This is a genomic window from Flavobacterium luteolum (assembly GCF_027111275.1).
Classification (GTDB): domain Bacteria; phylum Bacteroidota; class Bacteroidia; order Flavobacteriales; family Flavobacteriaceae; genus Flavobacterium; species Flavobacterium luteolum.
In genome coordinates, this window is record NZ_CP114286.1 from 2,305,589 (window position 1) to 2,326,996 (window position 21,408).

Annotated in this window: 18 protein-coding genes; 3 read left to right on the forward strand and 15 right to left on the reverse strand. The window is 33.2% G+C overall.

Annotated elements, in window-relative coordinates:
• Positions 1-98: 98 nt before the first annotated feature.
• The 6 genes from OZP10_RS09915 to OZP10_RS09940 form a co-directional block, all read right to left on the reverse strand.
• A complete protein-coding gene (locus tag OZP10_RS09915; protein WP_281634499.1) occupies positions 99-1,277 on the reverse strand; it encodes a FecR family protein in 1,179 nt (392 codons plus the stop codon).
• A 429-nt stretch (positions 1,278-1,706) separates the two neighbouring features.
• The gene (locus tag OZP10_RS09920; protein ID WP_281634500.1) at positions 1,707-2,270 is read right to left on the reverse strand and encodes an RNA polymerase sigma factor; all 564 of its coding nucleotides are present in this window, start codon (positions 2,268-2,270) and stop codon (positions 1,707-1,709) included.
• Positions 2,271-2,647: 377 nt separating this feature from the next.
• Positions 2,648-3,304, reverse strand: a complete 657-nt coding sequence (locus tag OZP10_RS09925) for a hypothetical protein (protein WP_008466087.1) — start codon at positions 3,302-3,304, stop codon at positions 2,648-2,650.
• Positions 3,305-3,428: 124 nt separating this feature from the next.
• The gene (locus OZP10_RS09930) at positions 3,429-3,800 is read right to left on the reverse strand and encodes a YraN family protein (RefSeq protein ID WP_281634501.1); all 372 of its coding nucleotides are present in this window, start codon (positions 3,798-3,800) and stop codon (positions 3,429-3,431) included.
• A gap of 182 nt (positions 3,801-3,982) precedes the next feature.
• On the reverse strand, positions 3,983-4,882 hold the full coding sequence (locus tag OZP10_RS09935; protein ID WP_281634502.1) for a S66 peptidase family protein: 900 nt from the start codon (positions 4,880-4,882) through the stop codon (positions 3,983-3,985).
• Positions 4,883-5,036: 154 nt separating this feature from the next.
• Positions 5,037-6,062, reverse strand: a complete 1,026-nt coding sequence (locus OZP10_RS09940) for a serine hydrolase domain-containing protein (RefSeq protein WP_281634503.1) — start codon at positions 6,060-6,062, stop codon at positions 5,037-5,039.
• A gap of 183 nt (positions 6,063-6,245) precedes the next feature.
• Here OZP10_RS09940 and OZP10_RS09945 point away from each other — a divergent pair, with 183 nt between their 5' ends.
• On the forward strand, positions 6,246-7,346 hold the full coding sequence (locus OZP10_RS09945; protein WP_281634504.1) for an endonuclease/exonuclease/phosphatase family protein: 1,101 nt from the start codon (positions 6,246-6,248) through the stop codon (positions 7,344-7,346).
• A 115-nt stretch (positions 7,347-7,461) separates the two neighbouring features.
• The gene (locus OZP10_RS09950) at positions 7,462-8,001 is read left to right on the forward strand and encodes a 3-hydroxyanthranilate 3,4-dioxygenase (RefSeq protein ID WP_281634505.1); all 540 of its coding nucleotides are present in this window, start codon (positions 7,462-7,464) and stop codon (positions 7,999-8,001) included.
• Positions 8,002-8,140: 139 nt separating this feature from the next.
• On the opposite strand, the gene OZP10_RS09955 is transcribed toward OZP10_RS09950, so the two are convergent.
• Positions 8,141-9,097: an MBL fold metallo-hydrolase gene (locus tag OZP10_RS09955; protein WP_281634506.1), complete on the reverse strand. Its 957-nt coding sequence runs from the start codon at positions 9,095-9,097 to the stop codon at positions 8,141-8,143.
• A gap of 180 nt (positions 9,098-9,277) precedes the next feature.
• Between OZP10_RS09955 and amaB the strand changes: the two genes are divergently transcribed.
• Positions 9,278-10,831 (forward strand): L-piperidine-6-carboxylate dehydrogenase, encoded by a 1,554-nt coding sequence (gene amaB, locus OZP10_RS09960; protein WP_281634507.1) that lies wholly within the window; start codon positions 9,278-9,280, stop codon positions 10,829-10,831.
• Between the two features lie 64 nt (positions 10,832-10,895).
• On the opposite strand, the gene OZP10_RS09965 is transcribed toward amaB, so the two are convergent.
• The 8 genes from OZP10_RS09965 to OZP10_RS10000 all read right to left on the reverse strand — a co-directional run bounded on the left by OZP10_RS09965 (position 10,896) and on the right by OZP10_RS10000 (position 21,364).
• Entirely contained in the window at positions 10,896-13,748 is a 2,853-nt protein-coding gene (locus OZP10_RS09965; RefSeq protein ID WP_281634508.1) for a pectate lyase family protein, read from the reverse strand.
• Positions 13,749-14,222: 474 nt separating this feature from the next.
• Positions 14,223-14,993, reverse strand: coding sequence for a Bax inhibitor-1/YccA family protein (locus OZP10_RS09970; protein ID WP_281634509.1), 771 nt, complete (start codon positions 14,991-14,993; stop codon positions 14,223-14,225).
• Positions 14,994-15,154: 161 nt separating this feature from the next.
• On the reverse strand, positions 15,155-16,546 hold the full coding sequence (locus OZP10_RS09975) for an NADH-quinone oxidoreductase subunit N (RefSeq protein WP_177211336.1): 1,392 nt from the start codon (positions 16,544-16,546) through the stop codon (positions 15,155-15,157).
• Positions 16,547-16,612: 66 nt separating this feature from the next.
• Positions 16,613-18,052: a complex I subunit 4 family protein gene (locus OZP10_RS09980; RefSeq protein ID WP_281634510.1), complete on the reverse strand. Its 1,440-nt coding sequence runs from the start codon at positions 18,050-18,052 to the stop codon at positions 16,613-16,615.
• A gap of 10 nt (positions 18,053-18,062) precedes the next feature.
• On the reverse strand, positions 18,063-19,952 hold the full coding sequence (gene nuoL / locus OZP10_RS09985; protein ID WP_281634511.1) for an NADH-quinone oxidoreductase subunit L: 1,890 nt from the start codon (positions 19,950-19,952) through the stop codon (positions 18,063-18,065).
• A gap of 6 nt (positions 19,953-19,958) precedes the next feature.
• Positions 19,959-20,279: an NADH-quinone oxidoreductase subunit NuoK gene (gene nuoK, locus OZP10_RS09990; RefSeq protein ID WP_008466103.1), complete on the reverse strand. Its 321-nt coding sequence runs from the start codon at positions 20,277-20,279 to the stop codon at positions 19,959-19,961.
• Positions 20,279-20,818: an NADH-quinone oxidoreductase subunit J family protein gene (locus OZP10_RS09995; RefSeq protein ID WP_177211333.1), complete on the reverse strand. Its 540-nt coding sequence runs from the start codon at positions 20,816-20,818 to the stop codon at positions 20,279-20,281. Before OZP10_RS09995 ends, nuoK begins: the two co-directional genes overlap by 1 nt.
• Positions 20,819-21,364: a NuoI/complex I 23 kDa subunit family protein gene (locus OZP10_RS10000; RefSeq protein WP_177211332.1), complete on the reverse strand. Its 546-nt coding sequence runs from the start codon at positions 21,362-21,364 to the stop codon at positions 20,819-20,821.
• Positions 21,365-21,408 lie beyond the last annotated feature (44 nt).

Sequence of the window (21,408 nt, forward strand, 5' to 3'; positions counted from 1 at the left end):
TATTCAATCACTTAGTTAATCGGAAATTGTTCGCAGCTCTTTCCGATTTTTTTATTCCCGTAATGTTATCTCATCATATATTGTATTGGTTTTAGTGGTTATTTAATTAGTATTTGATTGTTTTTTATAGTGTAATTAATGCCATGAATATCGTTAAAATAGCTCATCACATTCTCTATTGATTCTTCCTTAAAGCTGGCATTGAATTTCTCGTTAGCCAGTTTTTCATTTTTATTAATAATGGTTACGTTGTAGCGTCTTTCCAGTTTGGTAATGATGTTTTTGAAAGTCATGTTTCTAAAAGTCAGTCCGCCATCAATCCAAGAAGTATAGATTTCTGTAATAACAGGCTTTGTAAATATCGAAGCATTTTCTTTGTTGAAACTTCCTTTATAACCCGGTTTTAAAATGGTGTTTTTAGAAGCGTCAAATTCTTCGTTTGAACGATACATTCCAACAGAACCTTCAACTAAAACTACATCAGTAACTGCATCTTCAGGGTAATTAGAAACATTAAAATGTGTTCCTAAAACACGTACATTCAGTGCATCGGCATTTACAATAAAAGGATGTTTTTTATCTTTTGCTACGTCAAAAAAAGCTTCTCCGTCTAGATAAACCTGACGATTTTCTCCAGCAATAAATTTTACAGGATATTTTAAGGTTGTTCCAGAGTTTAAATGAACCATCGTTCCATCAGACAATTGCAGGCGGAATTTTTTTCCAAATGGAATTTTAAGGGTGTTATATGCTAATTTATCAGAATCAGCTTGATTTTCGTAAACCAATTTATCTCCATCTTGATTTCCAATAATATTCCCTTTTTTGTCATGAACCTGAACTTTACCATTTTCAGAAATAATCTGAACACTTCCATCTTCCATTTGCAAGACAATGTCAGAACTTTTAAAATCGAATGGAACTTCTGTACTTTTAGTAAAGAAACCTTGTTTGTAAGCAAAACCAACTCCCAAAAGAACCAACACAGAAGCTGCAATAGAAATGTATTTTCTATAATTAGATTTTCTTGGCTGTAATTCTATTACTGTTTCTTGTTCTTTTGCTGTAGCTAAGATAGTAGCGAAAATAGAATCAGCTTTTTGCTCATCCATTTTTGGCATTTCATCCAACAGATTTTTCACTTCTTCTACCGTTGGGAAATAATCAGTAAGATCATTATTGCGGCAATAGGCAATAACCTGTTCTGTTTCTTCAGCAGTACATTGATTTAAAATAAACTTCTCCAAAAGCGTTTTTATTTCAGAATTTGAATTCATTAAGAATGTTTTTAGGTTCTGTGTTTCTATAATACAGTTGAGATACAATTGAGTACTACTCAAACGTTATAAATTTTTAAATTTTAACATTTTGAATTGTTTAATGTGTTGATTTTTAGCGAAATAATAAAATTTATTTTTTGAAGAAATAATGATTAAATGCATTTTGTCATCCTTTGCTGTCTTGTTTTTTTCAATTGCTTCCAATTTTAACTGGAGGTTATAAAATTCAGTCTCAAATTAGGCTTTAGCCAAAATTATTTAGAAGCAATAGATTTTTTAGCCACAGATTAATAGATTAAAAAGATTCCAATCTGTTGGTTTAAAAAAAAAAATAATCTGTGAAAATCCTTTAAATCTGTGGCTAGAGAAAAATCAAAAAAAAATCACTCCGAAGAGTGATTTTAAGGGTAATATTTGTGGTTTTGGTTAGATAATTTCATCGTGAAGTTGAAAAAAACCGCGCATCGATTCGAGCGCTTTACTCATTTGGTTCCGGACAGTGTTTATCGAGATTCCGAGTTCCTCGCTTATTTCTTCGTAGCTCATTCCTTTTTTCCGCGACATTTTAAAAATCTGCCGTCGTTTTGGCGGGAGCTGTTTTATAGCTTGTTTTCGAAGTTTTTTGCAATCGGCTTCCCGAACAGCATAATCTCCGTATTCATGTGATTTCTGACTTTCGTAGAAAACGGCTTCTTTTAATAAAATTTCATTCGCAGCCTTATTCAAAACATTAAAAGCCTGATTTCTTGCAATAGTAAAAATGTAGGCTTTAAAAGATTGATCTACATCCAGACTTTCGCGATTGAGCCAGACTTTCATAAAAACATCCTGAACATTTTCCTCAGCAGCTTCTTTTGATTTTAGAAGACTAATGCTATATCCATAAATATCTTGGCGGTATAAATCAAAAAGCTGGCGAAAGGCTTTTTCGTTTCCTTTTTTGAGTTCACTTACCAATAACTTTTCACTATGGTTGGCAGCTTCTAACAATTTAAATTGCGTTTATTTAATTCCAGTGGTATTAAACTATCAAAATGCGAGGTCTGATGTCTGACTTCTTCGCAAATATATAAAAATATTATTCGCAACAAATTATATATAAAAAAACTTAATTCTGATTTTTTGTTAGTTTTTTAAAGAAAGAAACAAAAACTCTTGTTAAGTCGCAGTCGCACTAGTAAGTGTTATTTTGACGCTATTGATAAATAAAATTTAATTGTGAATTTGGCTTTTGAGAATATTCTTATTTAAGAAATATAGAATTGAAGGGCTTATTTCGATTTATTTCAAAAGAAAAATCCTTTCATCTTAAGAAAAGACAAAAGGATTTTGTTATTTATAAACTTTAATTTGAATCTATTTCTAAACTAGTTTTTCAAGTCTTTAATTACTTTAAAAGCAACATCTACTTGATCTTCTCCAACTAAAATAGTAAATTCATTTGAAGTCGAAATTACCTCGTTAATGATGATTCCTTCCCAAGCCAAACGCTGAAAAATGAAGTAGTAAATACCAGGAACTACAATATTTTCTTTTGGTAATTTTACAGTAATAGAAGCTAAATTATCCAATTTTTGGATTAATTTTTCTCTCATAAAGTGTTTTTCAACTAAGTGATTTACACTGCTGCTTACTACGATATTCGTTTCATTTACTCCACGAGATGAGGTATAAAAAATATCAGATAAAGCATTAATATCAGAGATCAAATCTGCTTGTTTGTTTAAGACAGTTTCAGACGCTGCGAAAGTGTAATCTGTAAGTTCAGAACGAACCGTGATTTCACCAATATTTTTAATTACTTTATTGATTTTGTGGTTCAGTTTAAAATCTAGTTCTTCCGTCAGTCGTTTTAAAGACATTACTACAGCGCCTTGTTTTACTTCTTTACCAAACTCACTTTCTAATTCGGTCATAATATTTCGCGAAAGTGATGTTAGGTTAATAATTCCGAGAGACAGGGCATTTAATAAAAATGGTTTTGTTTTAATGTAGTTTTCTACAATAGAAGAAACAGTTTTCATAATTCTTTTTTTTTTTTTTGGTAACAGTTGAGTTGGTTTGTTAATTTAACATTGCGATGTTATAATTCTTTGCAAATATAAATAAAAAAACAAATTGTTACAATTATAACAATGAAAAATTATGTTAAAAGTGATAAAAAGCGTCGGTAAGATGTTCAATTGCAAATGATTCCCCGTTTTTATGGATCGCAACGATGTCAAAACGGATTTCTAGATCTTCCTGAAAATCCTTTTCCCTATCGTTTATGTAGGCATTTACTGCTTTAATAAGTAATTGAATCTTTTTTTGCTTCACAAAATCTTGCGGAGAACCAAAATCTAAACTCGAACGAGTTTTAACTTCAACAATGGCCAAAACATTATCTTTTTGTGCAATTATATCTATTTCTGCCTTTTGGATAACAAAGTTTCGTTCTAGAATTGAATATCCATTTTCTTCGAGATGTGAAGCTGCGAGATCTTCACCTAATTTTCCTAAATCGTTGTGTTCTGCCATTTTTATAGTATTCAGTCTCGGTCTCAGTTTTCAGTGTGAATCTGAGAAATTATTTTTATGAAATGAAGTTATTGCACGAAAAAACGCAAAATCACAAAGCATTTTAAAACTTTGCGATTTTGCGTCTCTGCGAGATTTTATGTGGTATTGTTAGATTTCCTTAAATAAGGAGCTTGACGGTATTATTTTTTAAAAGTAACTGTACTTCCAGAAGCAGTAACTTCTATAGAAACGGTATTTCCCATAATTAAAGCTCTGTTGTCTCTAATATGTCCTGCTGGGAAATTAAAAATTACTGGAATATTGTATTTTTTGGTTACATCATCTATAATTTCTAAAGCATTTTTACCCCAAGGAACTTCATTGTCTTTCATACTTGTCATTCCGCCAATGATAATTCCTTTTAGATTTTCGATACATCCGTTACGTCTTAGATTCATCATCATACGGTCGATGTGATAAAGATATTCATCCAAATCTTCGATAAATAAAATTTTATCCTTGCAGTCAATTGCAGACGGAGATCCTAATAAACTATATAAAATAGACAAGTTACCTCCAACCAATTCTCCCGTTGCGCTTCCCACACGATTCATCGGACTTGGACTGATAGAGTAGGAAATAGGTTCGTTAAATAAAGCGGCTTTTAATGAACTTACCGCATCTGGCGTCGCTCTAGGTAATGTTACCGGCATAATACCATGAATAGATTTATAGCCCATCGTATTCAAATGATTATGAAGAACCGTTACATCACTAAAACCGATAACCCATTTTGGATGCTGTTTAAATTTCGTAAAATCTAGTAAATCTAACATTCTAACAGTGCCATATCCGCCACGAACGCACCAGATCGCTTTAATATTTGGATTGTCCATTTGTTTCTGAAAATCGGCAGCTCTCTGTTCATCTGTTCCAGCCAATTGATTATAATCTAATCCAATTGTTGACCCGATTACGGCTTCTAAACCCCAACTGTGCAATAAATCTATTGTTGGTTTTAAGTTGTCGTCGATGTTTTTTCTTGCTGTTGCTAAAAGTGCCACAGTATCTCCTTTTTGTAAATAAGGCGGTGTTATCATGTTTTGTTGAGATTGACAGTTGAATGATTGTAAAGCAAAAATAAGAAATGCGAGTTTACAAAAGACAAAGTGTCTCTTTATATGGTGAAAGCAGTTTTTATTCATTTTTTTCTTTTGCTTAAAATTATAAAATTAATTTTTAAGGTTTAATAATTTAGCCTCCATATTGTTTTTGCAATTCGGCAAGAAGCAACATTAAACCTTTGTCCGCTTCTTCAGATTGCACATTCGCAAATAGTATAAAAGCCTTATTGATATCTTTGCAAATATACACTTTGGTTAAAAATGTTCCTGGATTTCCGTAGTGAAAAGAATATTTTAAGCCCGATTTTTCATTTATTTCAGAATACCATCCAAAAGAAAATTCAGGAAAACCGAAATGCATTTTATTAAATTCTCCTTCAGACAATACTTTTGATTTCCCTAACAAACCTTGTAGCTGCATCTGTGTAAATTTGCAAAAATCAGGAAGATTTACATTGATATTTCCTGCCGATGAAAGCCAATTTAATTTATAATTTACAAATGGTTTTTCAGGCTTCAAATTCTCATCATGTCCCCAAGGCTGATTTATATCAGTAACGTTTGGTTGTCCAAAACCGAAGTTTATGTTTAGCTTTTTGCCCAATTCTTGTACTAAAGTTTCATAACTTTTTCCAGTTGCTTTTTCGAGCATTAAACCTGCCGCAACAAAACTTGGATTAGAGCCGTACCAATCTTGTTTCTCAGTAACAATTTGTTTTTGTTTAAAAAACCAGCTTATAAACTCATAACGCTGTTCCTGATTGTTACCCTTAATTTCTTGTTGATTTGGCGTTTCATTTCCATAAGACCAAGTTGGAATTGGGGCTCGAAATGTCAAGAAATCTTGCAAGGTTACATTGTAAATTTCTGGATTGCTTGCTGCTTTTAATTCAGGATACAAATCAAAGAATTTGATATCCCATTTAATCTTTCCTTCTTTAACTAAAGTCGCCGCGATATAACTTGTGATCGTTTTTGTGATGGATCCTAAACGAAAGATATCATTAATTTTTGCTTTATGAGAAGACTTGTAACGTTGAAATCCTAAAGCATCAATTTCAAGTATAGAATCTGATGAAACAACTGCATAAGCCAATTCTGGAATTTTATATTGTTTTCTAATTTCTTCTGCTCTGAAACTGTTTTTTTTGTCCATAAAATGTATTTAGAAAGCTTAAGAAAAAAGCAAAAAACAGTATTTTTTTCATGTTATAAATTATCAGATTTTTTGAGCAAGGTACAAGACTTTTGTTAGAAACAAATGTAATATTTTTTAAATTTTAATAAAGTAAAAATCTTACAAAATTTTAATTAGATTTGCTTTTTAAATGTCTTCTCTATGCAGTTAAAATTTAGACTCGGTTTACTTTTTATTTTTTCGTTTTCTATCTTATTGGGGCAATCCAAAAAGTACAAAATACATACAATTGCTTTTTACAATTTTGAAAATCTTTACGACACTGTAGATGATGAATTTACAAATGATGATGAATGGACTCCAAACGGGGCACAGCATTGGACAACAGAGAAATATCAGCAGAAATTAAAGAACTTGGCAAGAGTGATATCTGAAATTGGTACATCCGAGAATTCAAACGCTCCAACTTTAATTGGAGGAGCTGAAATCGAGAATCGTAACGTTTTGGAAGCCTTGATCAAAGAACCAGCATTGCAAGCTTTAGATTTGGGAATCATTCATTTTGATTCACCAGACAAGCGTGGTATCGATGTGGCTTTGCTTTATCAGAAAAAACATTTCAGACCAACTTCCTATTCTAATATTCCATTAATCATTTATAAAAAAGAAATTGCAAAAAAAGAGGAACAATCAGAAGTTTTAGATGATGAAGTTGAAGTTAAAAAAGAAAATAAAAACCGGGTTTTTACAAGGGATCAGCTTTTGGTTTCAGGATTTTTAGAGAATGAAGAAATACATATTATTGTCAATCACTGGCCTTCGAGATCTGGTGGAGAAAAAGCAACAACAATGTTTCGTGAAGCCGCAGGAAAATTAAACCGAAAAATTATCGATTCATTACAGCAAATTAATCCACAAGCAAAAGTATTGACAATGGGAGATTTTAATGATGGACCATTTAATAAAAGCATAAAAGAAGGATTAGGTGCAAAGGGCACAAAAGCAGAAATTGCTGAATTTGATGTTTTTAATCCGTTTGAAGAGCTTGCCAATAAAGGTTTAGGAACCATTGCTTATCGTGATTCTTGGAATATTTTTGATCAAATTATCATGACAGCCTCTCTGGTTAAATCGGATTTTTCGACTTTTAATTTTTGGAAAGCAGGTATTTTCAACAGACCATATCTTATTCAAAATTCTGGCGCATATAAAGGATATCCGTTGCGAAACACACTCAGCGAGGCAGGTTTTAGTGATCATTTTCCGGTTTATGTTTATTTGATAAAAGAGGTTTTAAGGTAGAGACGCACTTCAGTGCGTCTAACGTTTTTCAGAAATTAAAATACAAACCCATAGACGCACTGCAGTGCGTCTCTACAATTTCACTACCTTAGCTTTTCATAAATTTTGAATAAAAATGGCTATAGCAAAACCTTTTAACCTGACCCAATGGATTGACGGAAACCGTCATTTACTTAAACCGCCTGTTGGAAATAAAAACTTATATGTTGATTCTGGAGATTATATTGTAATGATTGTTGCGGGACCCAATGCTCGAAAAGATTACCATTATAACGAAACAGAAGAACTTTTTTATCAGTTAGAAGGAAGTATTAAGGTTGTCATTCAAGAAGATGGACAGCGTAAAGAAATGGAATTAAATGCAGGCGATATGTATCTCCATCCTGCAAAAGTGCCACATTCTCCTGTTCGTTCAGAAGGTTCTATCGGACTTGTAATAGAACGTAAACGTGCTGGACAAGGTTTTACGGATGGTTTGCTTTGGCATTGCGATAACTGCAATCATAAATTGTATGAAGTGTATTTTGAACTTCATAATATCGAAAAAGATTTCCTTCCTCATTTTGAACACTTCTACAATTCAGAAGATTTAAGAACTTGTGATAATTGCGGAACTGTTATGGAAACTGATCCGAGGTTTACGGCTAAGAAATAAAATATTTTATTTGATAGAAATACGAAACCCGACAGGTTTTTAAAAACCTGTCGGGTTTAATTATGTTTTGTATTTAGAAATTAAAATTAATTCTTTTAATCCCTTTATCCCGATAGCTATCGGGAGTGGCAAAATAAAACTACAATTCAAACTTTTTCCCCTGTTCAGGATAGATAATCTTCAATCCTAAATCATTTTGAGCTTTTAACTGCTGTTTAATTTTTGCAATATTCTTTGCAGGCGGTTTCAAATGTGTGATAATAATTTTAAAGTTTTCAAGAGAACCTTTTCCAGCTAAATCTTCTAGAGCATGAAGTTCTTTAAGTAAATAATTTGGAGTCAAATGACCAAACAAGAATTTATCTGGCTGTTCATTTGGAAACGAAACTTCAATAAAAATTCCTTTCAATTGTTTGGCTTTAACCAATGGAGCAACAGCTGTCCATAAATCACGAAGATTATTGCTTTTTTCTACTTCATCTGGTCCTGTGTCTCCTAAATATAAGGCATAGTCATTTTCGCTTTTAATTAAGAAAGCAGTACTCTCAAAAGGATTAACATGGCTAAGGGAAAAAGCTTTAACTGTCATTTTGGTACTCGTCAAAGAAGTTTCTTCTCCCAAATTTAAAGTCTGAAAATGGTATTTTTTTAGAGGAAACCCTGGCCCTACGTCTCCAAAATTAGCCCAAGTTTGATCGTTGAAATAATGGTTTTCCATCATTTCCATGCATTTATTTGTAGCATAAACTGTTTTAGAAGAATCGGCAGGAGAATTAATAATCAAACCCGAAACATGATCTAAATGTGCGTGCGAAATCAAATATCCTTTGATGTATTTTCGTAAAACTTCACTTGTAGAAACTTTAAAAGTTTTCTTTTCAATAGCTTTTTCGATTCCCGCGTTTACGGTTCCAGCGTCAAGACAAATATAATCGGTTGTATTTGATGGGGCGATTAAATAAGCTGAAAGATTTTTTTCGTCAATACCGCCCATTACGCCTAACGAAACTACAGAAAAAGAACCTTTTTCTTTTTGAGAAAATATATTTGTTGAGACTAAAAGAAAACAAAGCAGAAGCCTACAATAATGAGTCATATTTTTAATTTTAAGTACTGCAAATTTCATTAAATAAATTCAATATTGAGGTTTCGTTTCTGTTAATACTATAAAATAAGCTTAAATTTACGTTCATTTATGAATTAACTTCAATCAAAAATTAATTCTAAAACAATATCTTTACATAAAAACATAACAATTTTAACTAAAAAAGTTACAATGACAACAATAGCATCGCAATTTGGAATGAAGGAAGCTCTTGATAAATTGGGCATCAAGACAGTAAATGAAGGAACATCAACAGGAATTAATAATTTTTCTTCTGGAGAAATTTTGGAAAGTTATTCGCCAGTTGATGGAAAATTAATTGCTTCGGTAAAAATGTCAACGGCAGCAGATTACGAAAAAGCAATTCAAACCGCAGCAGAAGCTTTTAAAACCTTTCGGTTAATTCCTGCTCCACAGCGTGGTGAAATTGTGCGTCAGTTTGGAGAAAAATTGAGACAAAATAAAGAAGCTCTTGGTAAATTGGTTTCTTACGAAATGGGGAAATCATTGCAAGAAGGATATGGTGAAGTTCAGGAAATGATTGATATCTGTGATTTTGCAGTTGGTTTATCACGCCAACTTCACGGATTAACAATGCATTCTGAAAGACCAGGGCATAGAATGTACGAACAATATCATCCGTTAGGAATTGTAGGAATCATTTCGGCATTTAATTTTCCAGTTGCGGTTTGGTCTTGGAACACAGCTTTAGCGTGGATTTCTGGTGATGTCTGTGTTTGGAAACCTTCTGAGAAAACACCTCTTTGTGGTATTGCCTGTCAAAATATAATAGCTCAAGTTATAAAAGAAAACAATCTTCCAGAAGGAATTTCGTGTTTAATAAACGGAGATTATAAAATAGGAGAATTGTTGACTGCAGATACTCGCATTCCACTTATTTCGGCAACAGGATCAACTAGAATGGGAAAAATTGTAGCGCAAACTGTTGCAGGAAGATTAGGGAAATCATTGTTAGAGTTAGGAGGAAATAATGCCATTATTGTTACTCCAGATGCTGATATTAAAATGACTGTTATTGGTGCTGTTTTTGGCGCTGTTGGAACTGCTGGACAAAGATGTACTTCCACTAGAAGATTGATTATTCACGAAAGTATTTATGATAAAGTAAAAGATGCCTTGGTTGCAGCTTACAAACAATTAAGAATCGGAAATCCGCTTGACGAAAAGAATCATGTTGGACCGCTAATTGATACTCATGCTGTAGAAATGTATGCAGCAGCATTAAATAAAGTAGTTGCAGAAGGTGGAAAAATCCTTGTGGAAGGAGGAGTATTGTCTGGTGAAGGTTATGAAAGCGGCTGTTATGTAAAACCAGCAATTGCCGAAGCTGAAAATTCGTTTGAAATCGTACAGCATGAAACTTTTGCACCAGTTTTATATTTAATTAAATATTCTGGTGAAGTAGAAAATGCCATAGAAATTCAAAATGGTGTTGCACAAGGATTATCTTCTGCAATTATGACGAATAACTTACGTGAAGCCGAAAGATTTTTATCTGCAACAGGTTCTGACTGTGGAATAGCAAACGTAAACATAGGAACTTCTGGGGCTGAAATTGGAGGTGCTTTTGGAGGTGAAAAAGAAACCGGAGGAGGGCGTGAGTCAGGATCTGATGCGTGGAAAATTTACATGAGACGTCAAACGAATACAATCAACTATACAACAAATCTTCCGTTGGCACAGGGGATTAAATTTGATTTGTAATTCATAATATTTGAAATTAAAAAAGGCTTCCAATTTTGGAAGCCTTTTTAAGTTAAGTTAGTTTTTATTTTTTAATTAGTGTTTGGTTAAATGATCCATCGACAGTATAAATTTTGGCTAGGTAAGTGCCAGGAATTAAACTGCTTGTATCAATACTTTGAGAGTTCCCAGAATTAATCATTAGATTTCCAGATATATTATAGATAAGTACTTTTTGTACTTTTTGTTCAGGATCTGCTAAATATAAAGTGCTTGAAACAGGATTAGGGTATAAAACTATTTTTGTTGACTCAGTAGTTATTGCTGAATCTGCAACTGCAGCCGTTTTTAGTGTGCCTCCACCATAAACTGTGCTTATATAGAATAGATTGGCAACAGAATTTTTAGTGATAGAGTGAGAACCTGCGGCAACAGAAACTGTTACAATACCAGCAGATGCAGTATAAGAAACATTGTCTACTTTAATGCTTCCTGTAAAAGTTGAATCAAAAACCAAAGTCAAAGTTGATGCACTCGTTGTGGTATAGGTTATTGATGTGCTTGATTCTATTTTAAGACGTTCAGTAAGTGTTAAGCCGTTATAAGTTACAGAACCTGGAGTTGAATTCATATTTCCTGTAATAGAGTAGAATGTACTTGTTTTACCAGATGTTGTAAAATTATGTAATTCAGATCCTCCACCAGAACCTGTAGTAACTGTTATTGTTCCCGATGCCGATACTGGTGTTCCAGCTGTTCCTGAAGTGGTTACCGTATAAGAAACATTTGCAGTTGGAGTTCCAGTAATAGTTATCGTTTTTGCAGTTGCATTTTTTACAAAAGACAATCCAGAAGCTGGTAATCCAGTTACAGATGCGTCTGTAGCATTTCCGCCCCAAGTAAATACAATTGAAGCAATAGCAGTTCCAGAAGAAACGGTTTGGCTGTTATTGCCAGATGAAGTTAATGTTTGTGTTCCAGCTGGAGTTACTGTTACAGTTCCAGAACCAGTAGCTGGGGAACCACTAGTTCCAGAAGTTGCAATTGAGTACGAAACTGTTGCAGTTGGCGTACCAGAAATAGTTATCGTTTTAGCTGTAGTATTTTTTACAAAAGTCAGTCCAGAAGCAGGCAATCCAGTTACAGTTGCATCAGTTGCATCTCCTCCCCATGTAAATACAATTGAAGAAATTGCTGTTCCGCTTACAACTGTTTGATTGTTGTTTGAAGCAGAAGTTAAAGTTAAAGTCTGTGTTCCAGCGGGCGGATTCCCTTCTCCTTGTACAGCAACTAATGTTCCAGTATAATTTGTAAGTGCTGTTTTTAATGCTGTAATAACTAAAGAAGAAGTATCATCTGTTGCATTATTAAACGTCCATTTTAAATCTCCTCCAGAAACGCGTCCTGCATATTGAGTTGTTTTTGTTTTTGCCGCAGCAGGAGTATCAATTGTTAAATTTTTCACATACAAATTTGCATCTGTATCGAAGTTGTTATAGACATTAGCACCCGATTTCGATTTTACAGAACTGCTTACCACTTCGCCTCTTGTTGCGGCTACGTAAGCATCAAAATCGGTTGTAGAGCTTATTTTTCCAGAGATATTATACAGCGGATTAGGATCATTATAAGCTACGAAACGCATATTGTTTGTTCCGTTAGAAGCATCAAAAGTATTATTGAATGCTTTAATGCTTCCTCCAGCTTCGCCAGAAAATGTTCCCATTGTTCCTGCATTATTCACTTGATTAGCTTCGTCCCAAATGTCAGAACCTTGAAGAGAAGTTAACATTGGATGTTTACTATTTCTATAATAGTTTCCTTCAACAAAAAGTGAAGATCCCATAGTTGAACCTGCTCCATATTTTGAAACTCCGTCATAATAGTTGTTGTAAATGTGAGCTGAATAATAGCGCACGCGAGGATGACGAGAATCTGAGTGATCGAACCAGTTGTGGTGGTAAGTAACATACAATCCAGAAGTTGTCCCTTCACTTAAACCTAAAAGACTCGCTTTTCCATTATCCCAAAAGTGGTTGTAAGACATCGTAATGTAAGTCGAAGTTTTATTGTCTAATGCTCCGTCACCTTTTATTTGGTCAGCATCACTTCCTGCATTTCCGTAGAATAAGTCGCAGTTGTGAACCCAAACGTGGTCGTTGTCCTGTTGCATTCCTACGTTATCACCTGCAGTACTATCACAGTTCATAAATCCAAGATTGCTTACTTCGATGTTTGAAGCCGATTTTAATCGAACTCCCCATCCATTTGCAACAGTGTCGTCTCCAACACCTTCAATGGTAACATAACTCGAAGCATTATTTGCATTTTCAATAACAACATCACCACCTTCCATAACGGTCATGTCAGTTATATTTCCAATTAAGCGAATAATAAACGGACGTGTATCTTTTCCTTTTTTGATAGCATAAAGAATATTTTGTAGGCCAATACATGGATTTGCACTTGCACCTGTAATATTCATTGAAATGGTGTTTTTCGTGTTTTGGGTAATGTACAGAATTACGGCATTGTCTTTCGGAGTTCCGTCTGCTTTATATCCTCCAGGAACACGACCGCCTTCAAATGCAAATCCATTTCTGTCTTGTGCGCTTACAGTTAGACTGCCAGTTGTAGCTCCTGTTCCTTCTGTGCCATTCACTACAGGTTTTACCTTTACTGTGTATGTTCCGGCTTTAAGGCCAGGAATGTCAGCTCGAAAGTAAGATCCATAACTTCTAATAAGCTGGTCGTCTATTTTTTTGTCTGTAAATCCATTACCAGTATAATAGACATTGTACGTTTGGGCACCGCTGACAGGCTGCCATTTTACAAAAGCGGATTCCAGCCAGCCAGAAGCTTCGTTAATTTGGATAGTTTGGGCCCATAATTGAACTGTCATAAGAAAGACAGCCATGAAAAGTAGGTTTTTTTTCATAAGGTTTGTTTAAGATAGTTAATAAAAAAAGCAAGTGGTTTTACTTCCGATTCCAAGTGGTTTAATTGTAATCGATTACACAAAATTATATATTAATTTTTAATACGATAATTTTTTTGCTAAAAAAAAGAAGATACTTGAAATAGTTAGCTTTTAAAGTGATAAAAATGTAATAAATTGCATTAATTGTAATTTATTGCACCTCGCGTGTCGAGTACGGAAAGCCGTATTTTTCTTGCTTTTTTAAATTTTAAAGCGTTAAACAAAAGGAATAAAAAGGGACTGTAATTTTTTTTATTACATAAATTACATTTCACTTTTTTGTAGGAAATAGATTATTTTGTGTTTTGGGTAATAGATTATTCTTAGAAGATTAATTAGAATATCGACTTGGTATTCAAAATTTAATCTATAGCAATAAAAAAAGCCCTTTTGATTTTACTCAAAAGGGCTGTAATTTTTATTTTTAAACTATTAGTCTTTACTAGAAAGTTTTAATAAAAGTCTTAAGAATTCGATATATAACCAAACCAATGTAATCATTAATCCCATTGCACCAAACCATTCCATATATTTTGGCATTTTTTCTCTGGCTCCCTTTTCAATTAAATCAAAATCTAAGAAAAGGTTGAGCGCAGCTATAATAATCACAAAAACGCTAATACCAATACTCATCATAGAATTTCCGTAATGAACAGGTGTCCAGCTAGAGAACATTGATACAACCCAAGAAATTAAATAATAAGTTGCAATTGCCAATGTTGCAGCAACCACTACAGATTTGAACTGCTCAGTAACTTTAACAATTTTAAATTTGTATAAACCAAGGCAGACTAAGAAAGTAACAAGAGTTGCTCCAACTGCATTAATTACAATTCCAGGAACTTTTAATTCAAATATTGCAGAAATACCTCCTATAAATAATCCTTCAAATAAAGCATATCCCGGTGCTAGGTAAGGAGATAGCTGTGGTTTAAATGAAGAAACTAATACTAAAATGAAACCAACAATTGCACCTCCAATTGTAGGCAGCATTGGGTTTATTCCGTTAAAAGTCATCCACCATGTCACCATAGCAGCACCGCATAAAATAAGAAATAAGATTGCTGTTTTGTTGATTGTTCCAGACACCGTCATTTCTTGATTGTAATCAATAATCTGAGCATGGTGTACTTCTGTTCTTGGTTCAGCATTTGATGAAAAACGCTTACTGTTTAAAAATGGATTTTTTGAATTAAAGTTCATATTTTAATACATTTAATTGAACTCAAATATATGGAGATTTTTTGAAGTGCAATTGTTGGATGGAATTTTTTAACATGAATTTCTGTTCTTAATTTAGAGCATAAAAAAAATCCATCAAATATGTTTTTTGATGGATTTTGTATTTTAACTAAAGGATTATATTATTTCAATAAATCTAAAACTAATGATGGGAATAAACCTAATGCAATGTTTAGAACAATTGATATTACAGCCGTTGCATAAATAAGGAATGGCCTTCCTGTTCTTTCTTCGTTTGGTTCTTTTGAATACATCGCGATGATTAGTTTGAAATAATATCCAACACTAATAATAGAGTTAATCACGGCAACAATTACTAAACCGATATATCCTGCTTGAATAGTTTGATTGAATAAGAATAACTTAGCAAAGAATCCAGAGAAAATAGGAATTCCGGCCATTGATAATAATGAAGCGGTAAGGATTGCTGCCAATAACGGATTTGTTTTTCCTAAACCATGGAAATTTGTAATGTCTTCGTTATCGCGATCTCTGCAAACGTATAAAATAACACTGAAAGCTGCGATTCCAGCTAATGCATAAGCAGTAGTGTAATATAATAAAACTCCTGCTGAAGCTGAAACCGTTAATAATGTCATTAACATGAAACCAGCATGAGAGATTCCAGAGAAAGCAAGCATACGTTTTACGTTTACTTGTCTTAGCGCCATAATATTACCAACAGACATTGAAGCAATTGAAATTATAACAACGATCACTTCAAAAGTATGCAATAGGTCTTGATTATCTAGTGAAGAAATGAAATTCATACCAGCAATCAGTTTAAATAAAGTTGCAATTGCTACAACTTTTGCCAATGTACTCATTAAAGCAGTTGTTAAAGCTGGAGAACCTTCGTATACATCTGGAGCCCAGAAATGAAAAGGTACTGCCGCTACTTTAAATAGCATTCCAATAACCATTAAAATCATTCCGATTGGAAACCAGATTGGCAATTCTGCAGATAAAGCACTTTCGTGAATTTCACTAATGTCAAAACTTCCCATTGCACCGTAAATCAAACAGATTCCGAATAGGATAATTCCTGAAGCAAATGATCCCATTAAGAAGTATTTCATACCAGCTTCGTTACTTTTGATATTCAAACGATCACTAGCAGCAAGTACATATAAAGCAATAGATAAAATTTCAATTCCTAAAAAGAACATAGCTAAGTTTCCAAAAGAAACCATTGCAACAGCTCCAGCTAGTAAAAATATTTTAATGGCAACGTAGTCTGAAATTTTTGCTTGATGATTTTGATAGAAATTATGACTTAATGCTACAAGGAAAATCGTCAAAACGATAAACAATGATGAAAAAGCTGTAGAAAACTTGCTTACTGCTATCATATTGTTGTAATAACTTTGTTCTGTTCCAAATTCGCAATAATTAAGTGCCAACACTCCTAATAAACCTAAAATGGTAATAGGAATAATGGCCTTTCTTAAATTAAGAATTTCAAACAATAGGCAGAAAATACCCAATCCTGTTATAGCTATTAATGTATTCATTTTTATCTTTTTGATTTAGGATTTCAATTTTTAAATGTAATCCTAATTTATTTTTTGTTTAAAATATTAGTTCTTATTGATAACTTGTAAAATGTTTTCCAAGCTTGGTGTAATCAAATCTGTAATTGGTTTTGGATAGAAACCAAAGAATAATAAAACAGCGATAATTACGGCAAATGAAATTCCTTCGTTAAGTGTAACATCAGCAAAAGTTTTTGCATTTGTTTCTCCTAACATTACATGCTGGAACATTCTTAACATATAGTAAGCTCCTAAAATAATAGTTGTTCCACCAAGAATAGCAAACCAAATATTAATTTGAGACAAACTGTATAATACTGTAAACTCTCCAACAAAGTTAAATGTACTTGGTAAAGCAACAGAAGCTAATACTAAGATTAAAAACATTGAAGTAAATTTTGGAGACTGTGTACGGATACCACCCATTTCTGAAATTTCTCTAGTTTCGAATCTTCTGAAAATTACTTCAGCAGCAAAGAATAATCCCACTACAACAAAACCGTGAGCGATCATTTGCATAACAGCACCTCTAAAGCCATCAAGAGTTAGAGTGTAAGATCCTGCAGCGATTAAACCAACGTGAGCAAGAGAAGAATAAGCTAATAATTTCTTTAAATCTTTTTGTCTCAATGCAACGATTGAACCGTAGATTACACCTGCAATTCCTAAACCAATAAAGATATACATGTATTCTTTAGCAGCGATTGGTGCAAGTGGCAATTGCCAACGAAGTACGCTGTACAATCCCATTTTTAGCATGATACCAGATAAAAGCATTGTTCCAACAGTTGGTGCTTTTTGGTACACATTTGCCTGCCAAGTGTGGAAAGGAATAATTGGAATTTTGATTGCATAAGCTAAGAAGAAAGCCAAGAAAATCCAGAATTGCTCGCAAGCAGATAAGTTTACTTTGTATAAATCTTCGATTAAGAAAGAACCTGCTTTTTGGTATAAATAAATAAAAGCAGTTAACATGAATAACGAACCAGCAAGAGTGTAAATAAAGAATTTAACCACCGCTTTTCTGCGCTCTTCAGCATCACCATTACCCCAGATCAAAGCAATAAAGTAGATTGGAATAAGTGCTAACTCCCAGAAAATATAATATAAAAGACCATCAGCAGCTAAGAAAGTCCCAGTCATAGCAAAAGCCATAAACAAGATTAGAGCATAGAAGCCTTTTGCATTTTTATATTCATTTCCGAAAGAAGAAAATATGATTATCGGAGTTAAAGCTGCGGTCAATAAAACCATTGCAAGTCCAAGCCCATCACCGTTTAAAGCGAATGAAATTTTTGGTTGATTAATCCAGCTGTTGATTACGCTGATATTTTCACCTGCATTATAATTATTCAATAATACAATTGAACATCCTAAAGCGGCTAAACTGAAAAGTAAAGCAACTTTTGAAGCTAGTTTGTCACCAGAAAAATAAGTGGCAAATGCACCAATTAAAAGTATAATTAATATAGTAGAAACGTTCATAGTAATAATATTATTGAGCTAAAAATATATAGGAAACAATTGCACAAAGTCCTAAAACAAATACAAATAGATATAATCCTATACTTCCGGTTTGTAATTTTTTTCCTTGGAAAGCAATCTCGTTTGCTATTTTACCTAATCCGAAAACAAGAGCAGACAATCCTGTCTCGATATAATCTCTAAAGAATTTAGATAAACTATTAACTGGTGCTACAAATACAGCGTCGTAAACTTCATCTACATAGTATTTGTTGTATAACACTTTGCTGAATCCAGTAATACTTTCATCAGATTCTGGAACATTATCTTGTTTAAAGTATTTTACGTAAGCAATTAAAATTCCTAATAATCCACCTAAAACCGCAACACCCATTAAAGTATATTCAGTTGTGCCTAAATGATGCTCTTCGCCTGCCACCTTTGTGAAAAGAGGAGCAAGGTAACCATTTAACCAGCTGTTTCCAGGTAAACTAATCAATCCGCCAAAAGTTGCTAAAATAGCTAAGATGATAAGCGGAATAGTAATTAATGAACCACTTTCGTGTAAATGATGCTTTTGGTCTTCAGTTCCTCTAAATTCTTTGAAGAAAGTTAAGAACATTAAACGGAACATATAGAAAGCTGTCATGATTGAAGCAACTGATCCAACAACATATAATGGAATACTGTGGTGGAAAGCAGTCAATAAGATTTCGTCTTTAGAAAAGAATCCTGAGAAAAATGGAACTCCGGAGATTGCCAATGAAGAAATTAACATTGTCCAGAATGTGATTGGCATTGCTTTACGCAAACCTCCCATTTTACGCATATCTTGTTCTCCGTGTAATCCGTGAATTACAGATCCAGATCCTAAGAATAAACAAGCTTTAAAGAAAGCGTGAGTGATTACGTGGAAAACTGCTACTTCATAAGCTCCAAATCCTAATGCCAAGAACATTAAACCTAATTGAGAAACTGTAGAGTAAGCTAATACTTTTTTGATATCGTTTTGAACTAATCCAATTGTAGCCGCAACTAATGAAGTAATTGCTCCAATAATTGCAATTACAGATTGAACATCTGTTGCAAGGTCAAAAACAAAGTTTAATCTTGTTACCATAAAAATACCAGCAGTAACCATCGTAGCCGCGTGGATTAATGCAGAAACTGGAGTTGGTCCAGCCATCGCATCAGGTAACCAAGTGTATAAAGGAATCTGTGCAGATTTACCACAAGCTCCAATAAACAAGCATAATGCTGCAAGTGATACATTCCAAGCTATTTGTGGATCATAATGAACCGTTAAAATGGTTTGTTTTAATTGAATATAATCTAATGTCTTAAAAGTGTAAGCTAGAATAAACATTCCAATTAAAAGACCTAAATCTCCAATTCTGTTCATGATGAAAGCTTTTTTTGCAGCATCATTGTAATCTTGGTTTTTATACCAAAATCCAATTAATAGGTAAGAACAAAGTCCAACACCTTCCCATCCAATGAAAAGAACTAATAAGTTACTTCCAATTACAAGTGTAATCATGAAGAATACGAATAGATTTAAATAAGCAAAGAATTTGTGCATATTCTCATCATCGTGCATGTAACTAATAGAGTATAAGTGAATCAAAGATCCGATTCCAGTTACGAAAAGTAACCAAAGAACAGATAATTGATCTAATAAAAATCCAAGGTTGATTTTTAAGTTGCTAATTTGAATCCAATCAAATAAAGTAACTTCGATTCCTTTTCCGGTTGAAGTTATTTGATTAAAAAGTAAAAGAGAAACAACAAAAGAAATTGCTACGGCAATAGTTCCGATTGCACCAGAAACTGTTTTGCCTAAGTTTTTTCCAAAAAAGACATTTACTAGAAAACCTAGTAAAGGAGTTAAAACTAAAATTAAAGCTAAATTGGTATCCATTTCTGATTATCCTTTTAAATTTTTTAAATTATCGATACTGATTGATCCGATATTTCTAAAGATAGAAACTAAAATGGCCAATCCTACCGCAACTTCGGCTGCAGCAACCGCCATCGAGAAGAACACGAAAACTTGTCCCTGTGCATCTTGATGATAAGTTGAAAAAGCAACAAATAAAAGGTTTACCGCATTCAACATAATTTCGATAGACATGAAAACGATAATAGCATTTCGTCTGTACAATACACCAAAAATTCCAATACAGAAAAGTACAACACTCAAAAAGATGTAGTTTTCAATACCTATTTGATTTAATATATTACCCATTATTTATTTAATTTTTCTTTTTTAGACAATAGAACTGTTCCAATCATAGCAACCAAAAGTAAGATCGAAGCAAATTCGAACGGAACCATATATTCGTTCAATAATATTTTACCTAAAACTTTAATTGATTGGAAATCTTCTCCAGTAGAATCGTATTCACCAACAATTGGTTTTGAGTTGATAAAGATTGTGATTAAAACAATCAATATTAAACAGAAAGAAACAATAGCACCTAAACGTGTAATTCTAGGACGGTGAACTTCTCGCTGTTCGTTCAGGTTCATCAGCATGATGGTAAACAGGAACAGAATCATAATAGCTCCGGAGTAGACTATTACATGTACAACAGCTAAGAACTGAGAATTTAATAGTAAATAATGACCAGCAATAGAAAAGAAACAAATTACCAAATAGATGGCACTATGAATCGGGTTTCTGCTGAAAATAGTCAAGAAAGCAGTAATAACGGTAATGAACGCTAAAAAGCAAAAGATAACTTGAATAGTTGTTGCGTGTGCAAAATCTGGAATATGTATCATTTAGTTAGCGTTTTTAAGTTGAGCGTTTTTCATAGCCATTTCTAAAGGCATCACTAATTTATCTTTCCCGAAAATGAAATCTTCTCTATTGTAGTTAGCAGGAACTAATACTTTAGATTCTGTTAAGTAAATAGCATCTTTTGGACAAGCTTCTTCACATAAACCGCAGAAAATACAACGAAGCATATTGATTTCATAGATTTCAGCGTATTTCTCTTCTCTGTATAAATGTTTTTCATCAGGCTTACGTTCTGCTGCTTTCATAGTGATAGCTTCAGCAGGGCATGATAAAGCGCATAATCCGCAAGCAGTACAGTTTTCTCTACCTTGTTCGTCGCGTTTCAGCATATGCTGACCACGATAAACTGGGCTCATTTCACGAACTTGCTCAGGATAATGAATCGTAACTTTTTTTCTAAAAAGGTGTTTTACAGTAATAACTAGACCTTTTATAATCGCCACAAGATACAATCGTTCAACAAAAGACATGTCCTTATTTGACACCACCTTTTTTCTACCCGATAATGATATAGTTTCTATTGACATTTTTACTATTATAGTTTATGATTTATAATTTGAATGAATCAAAT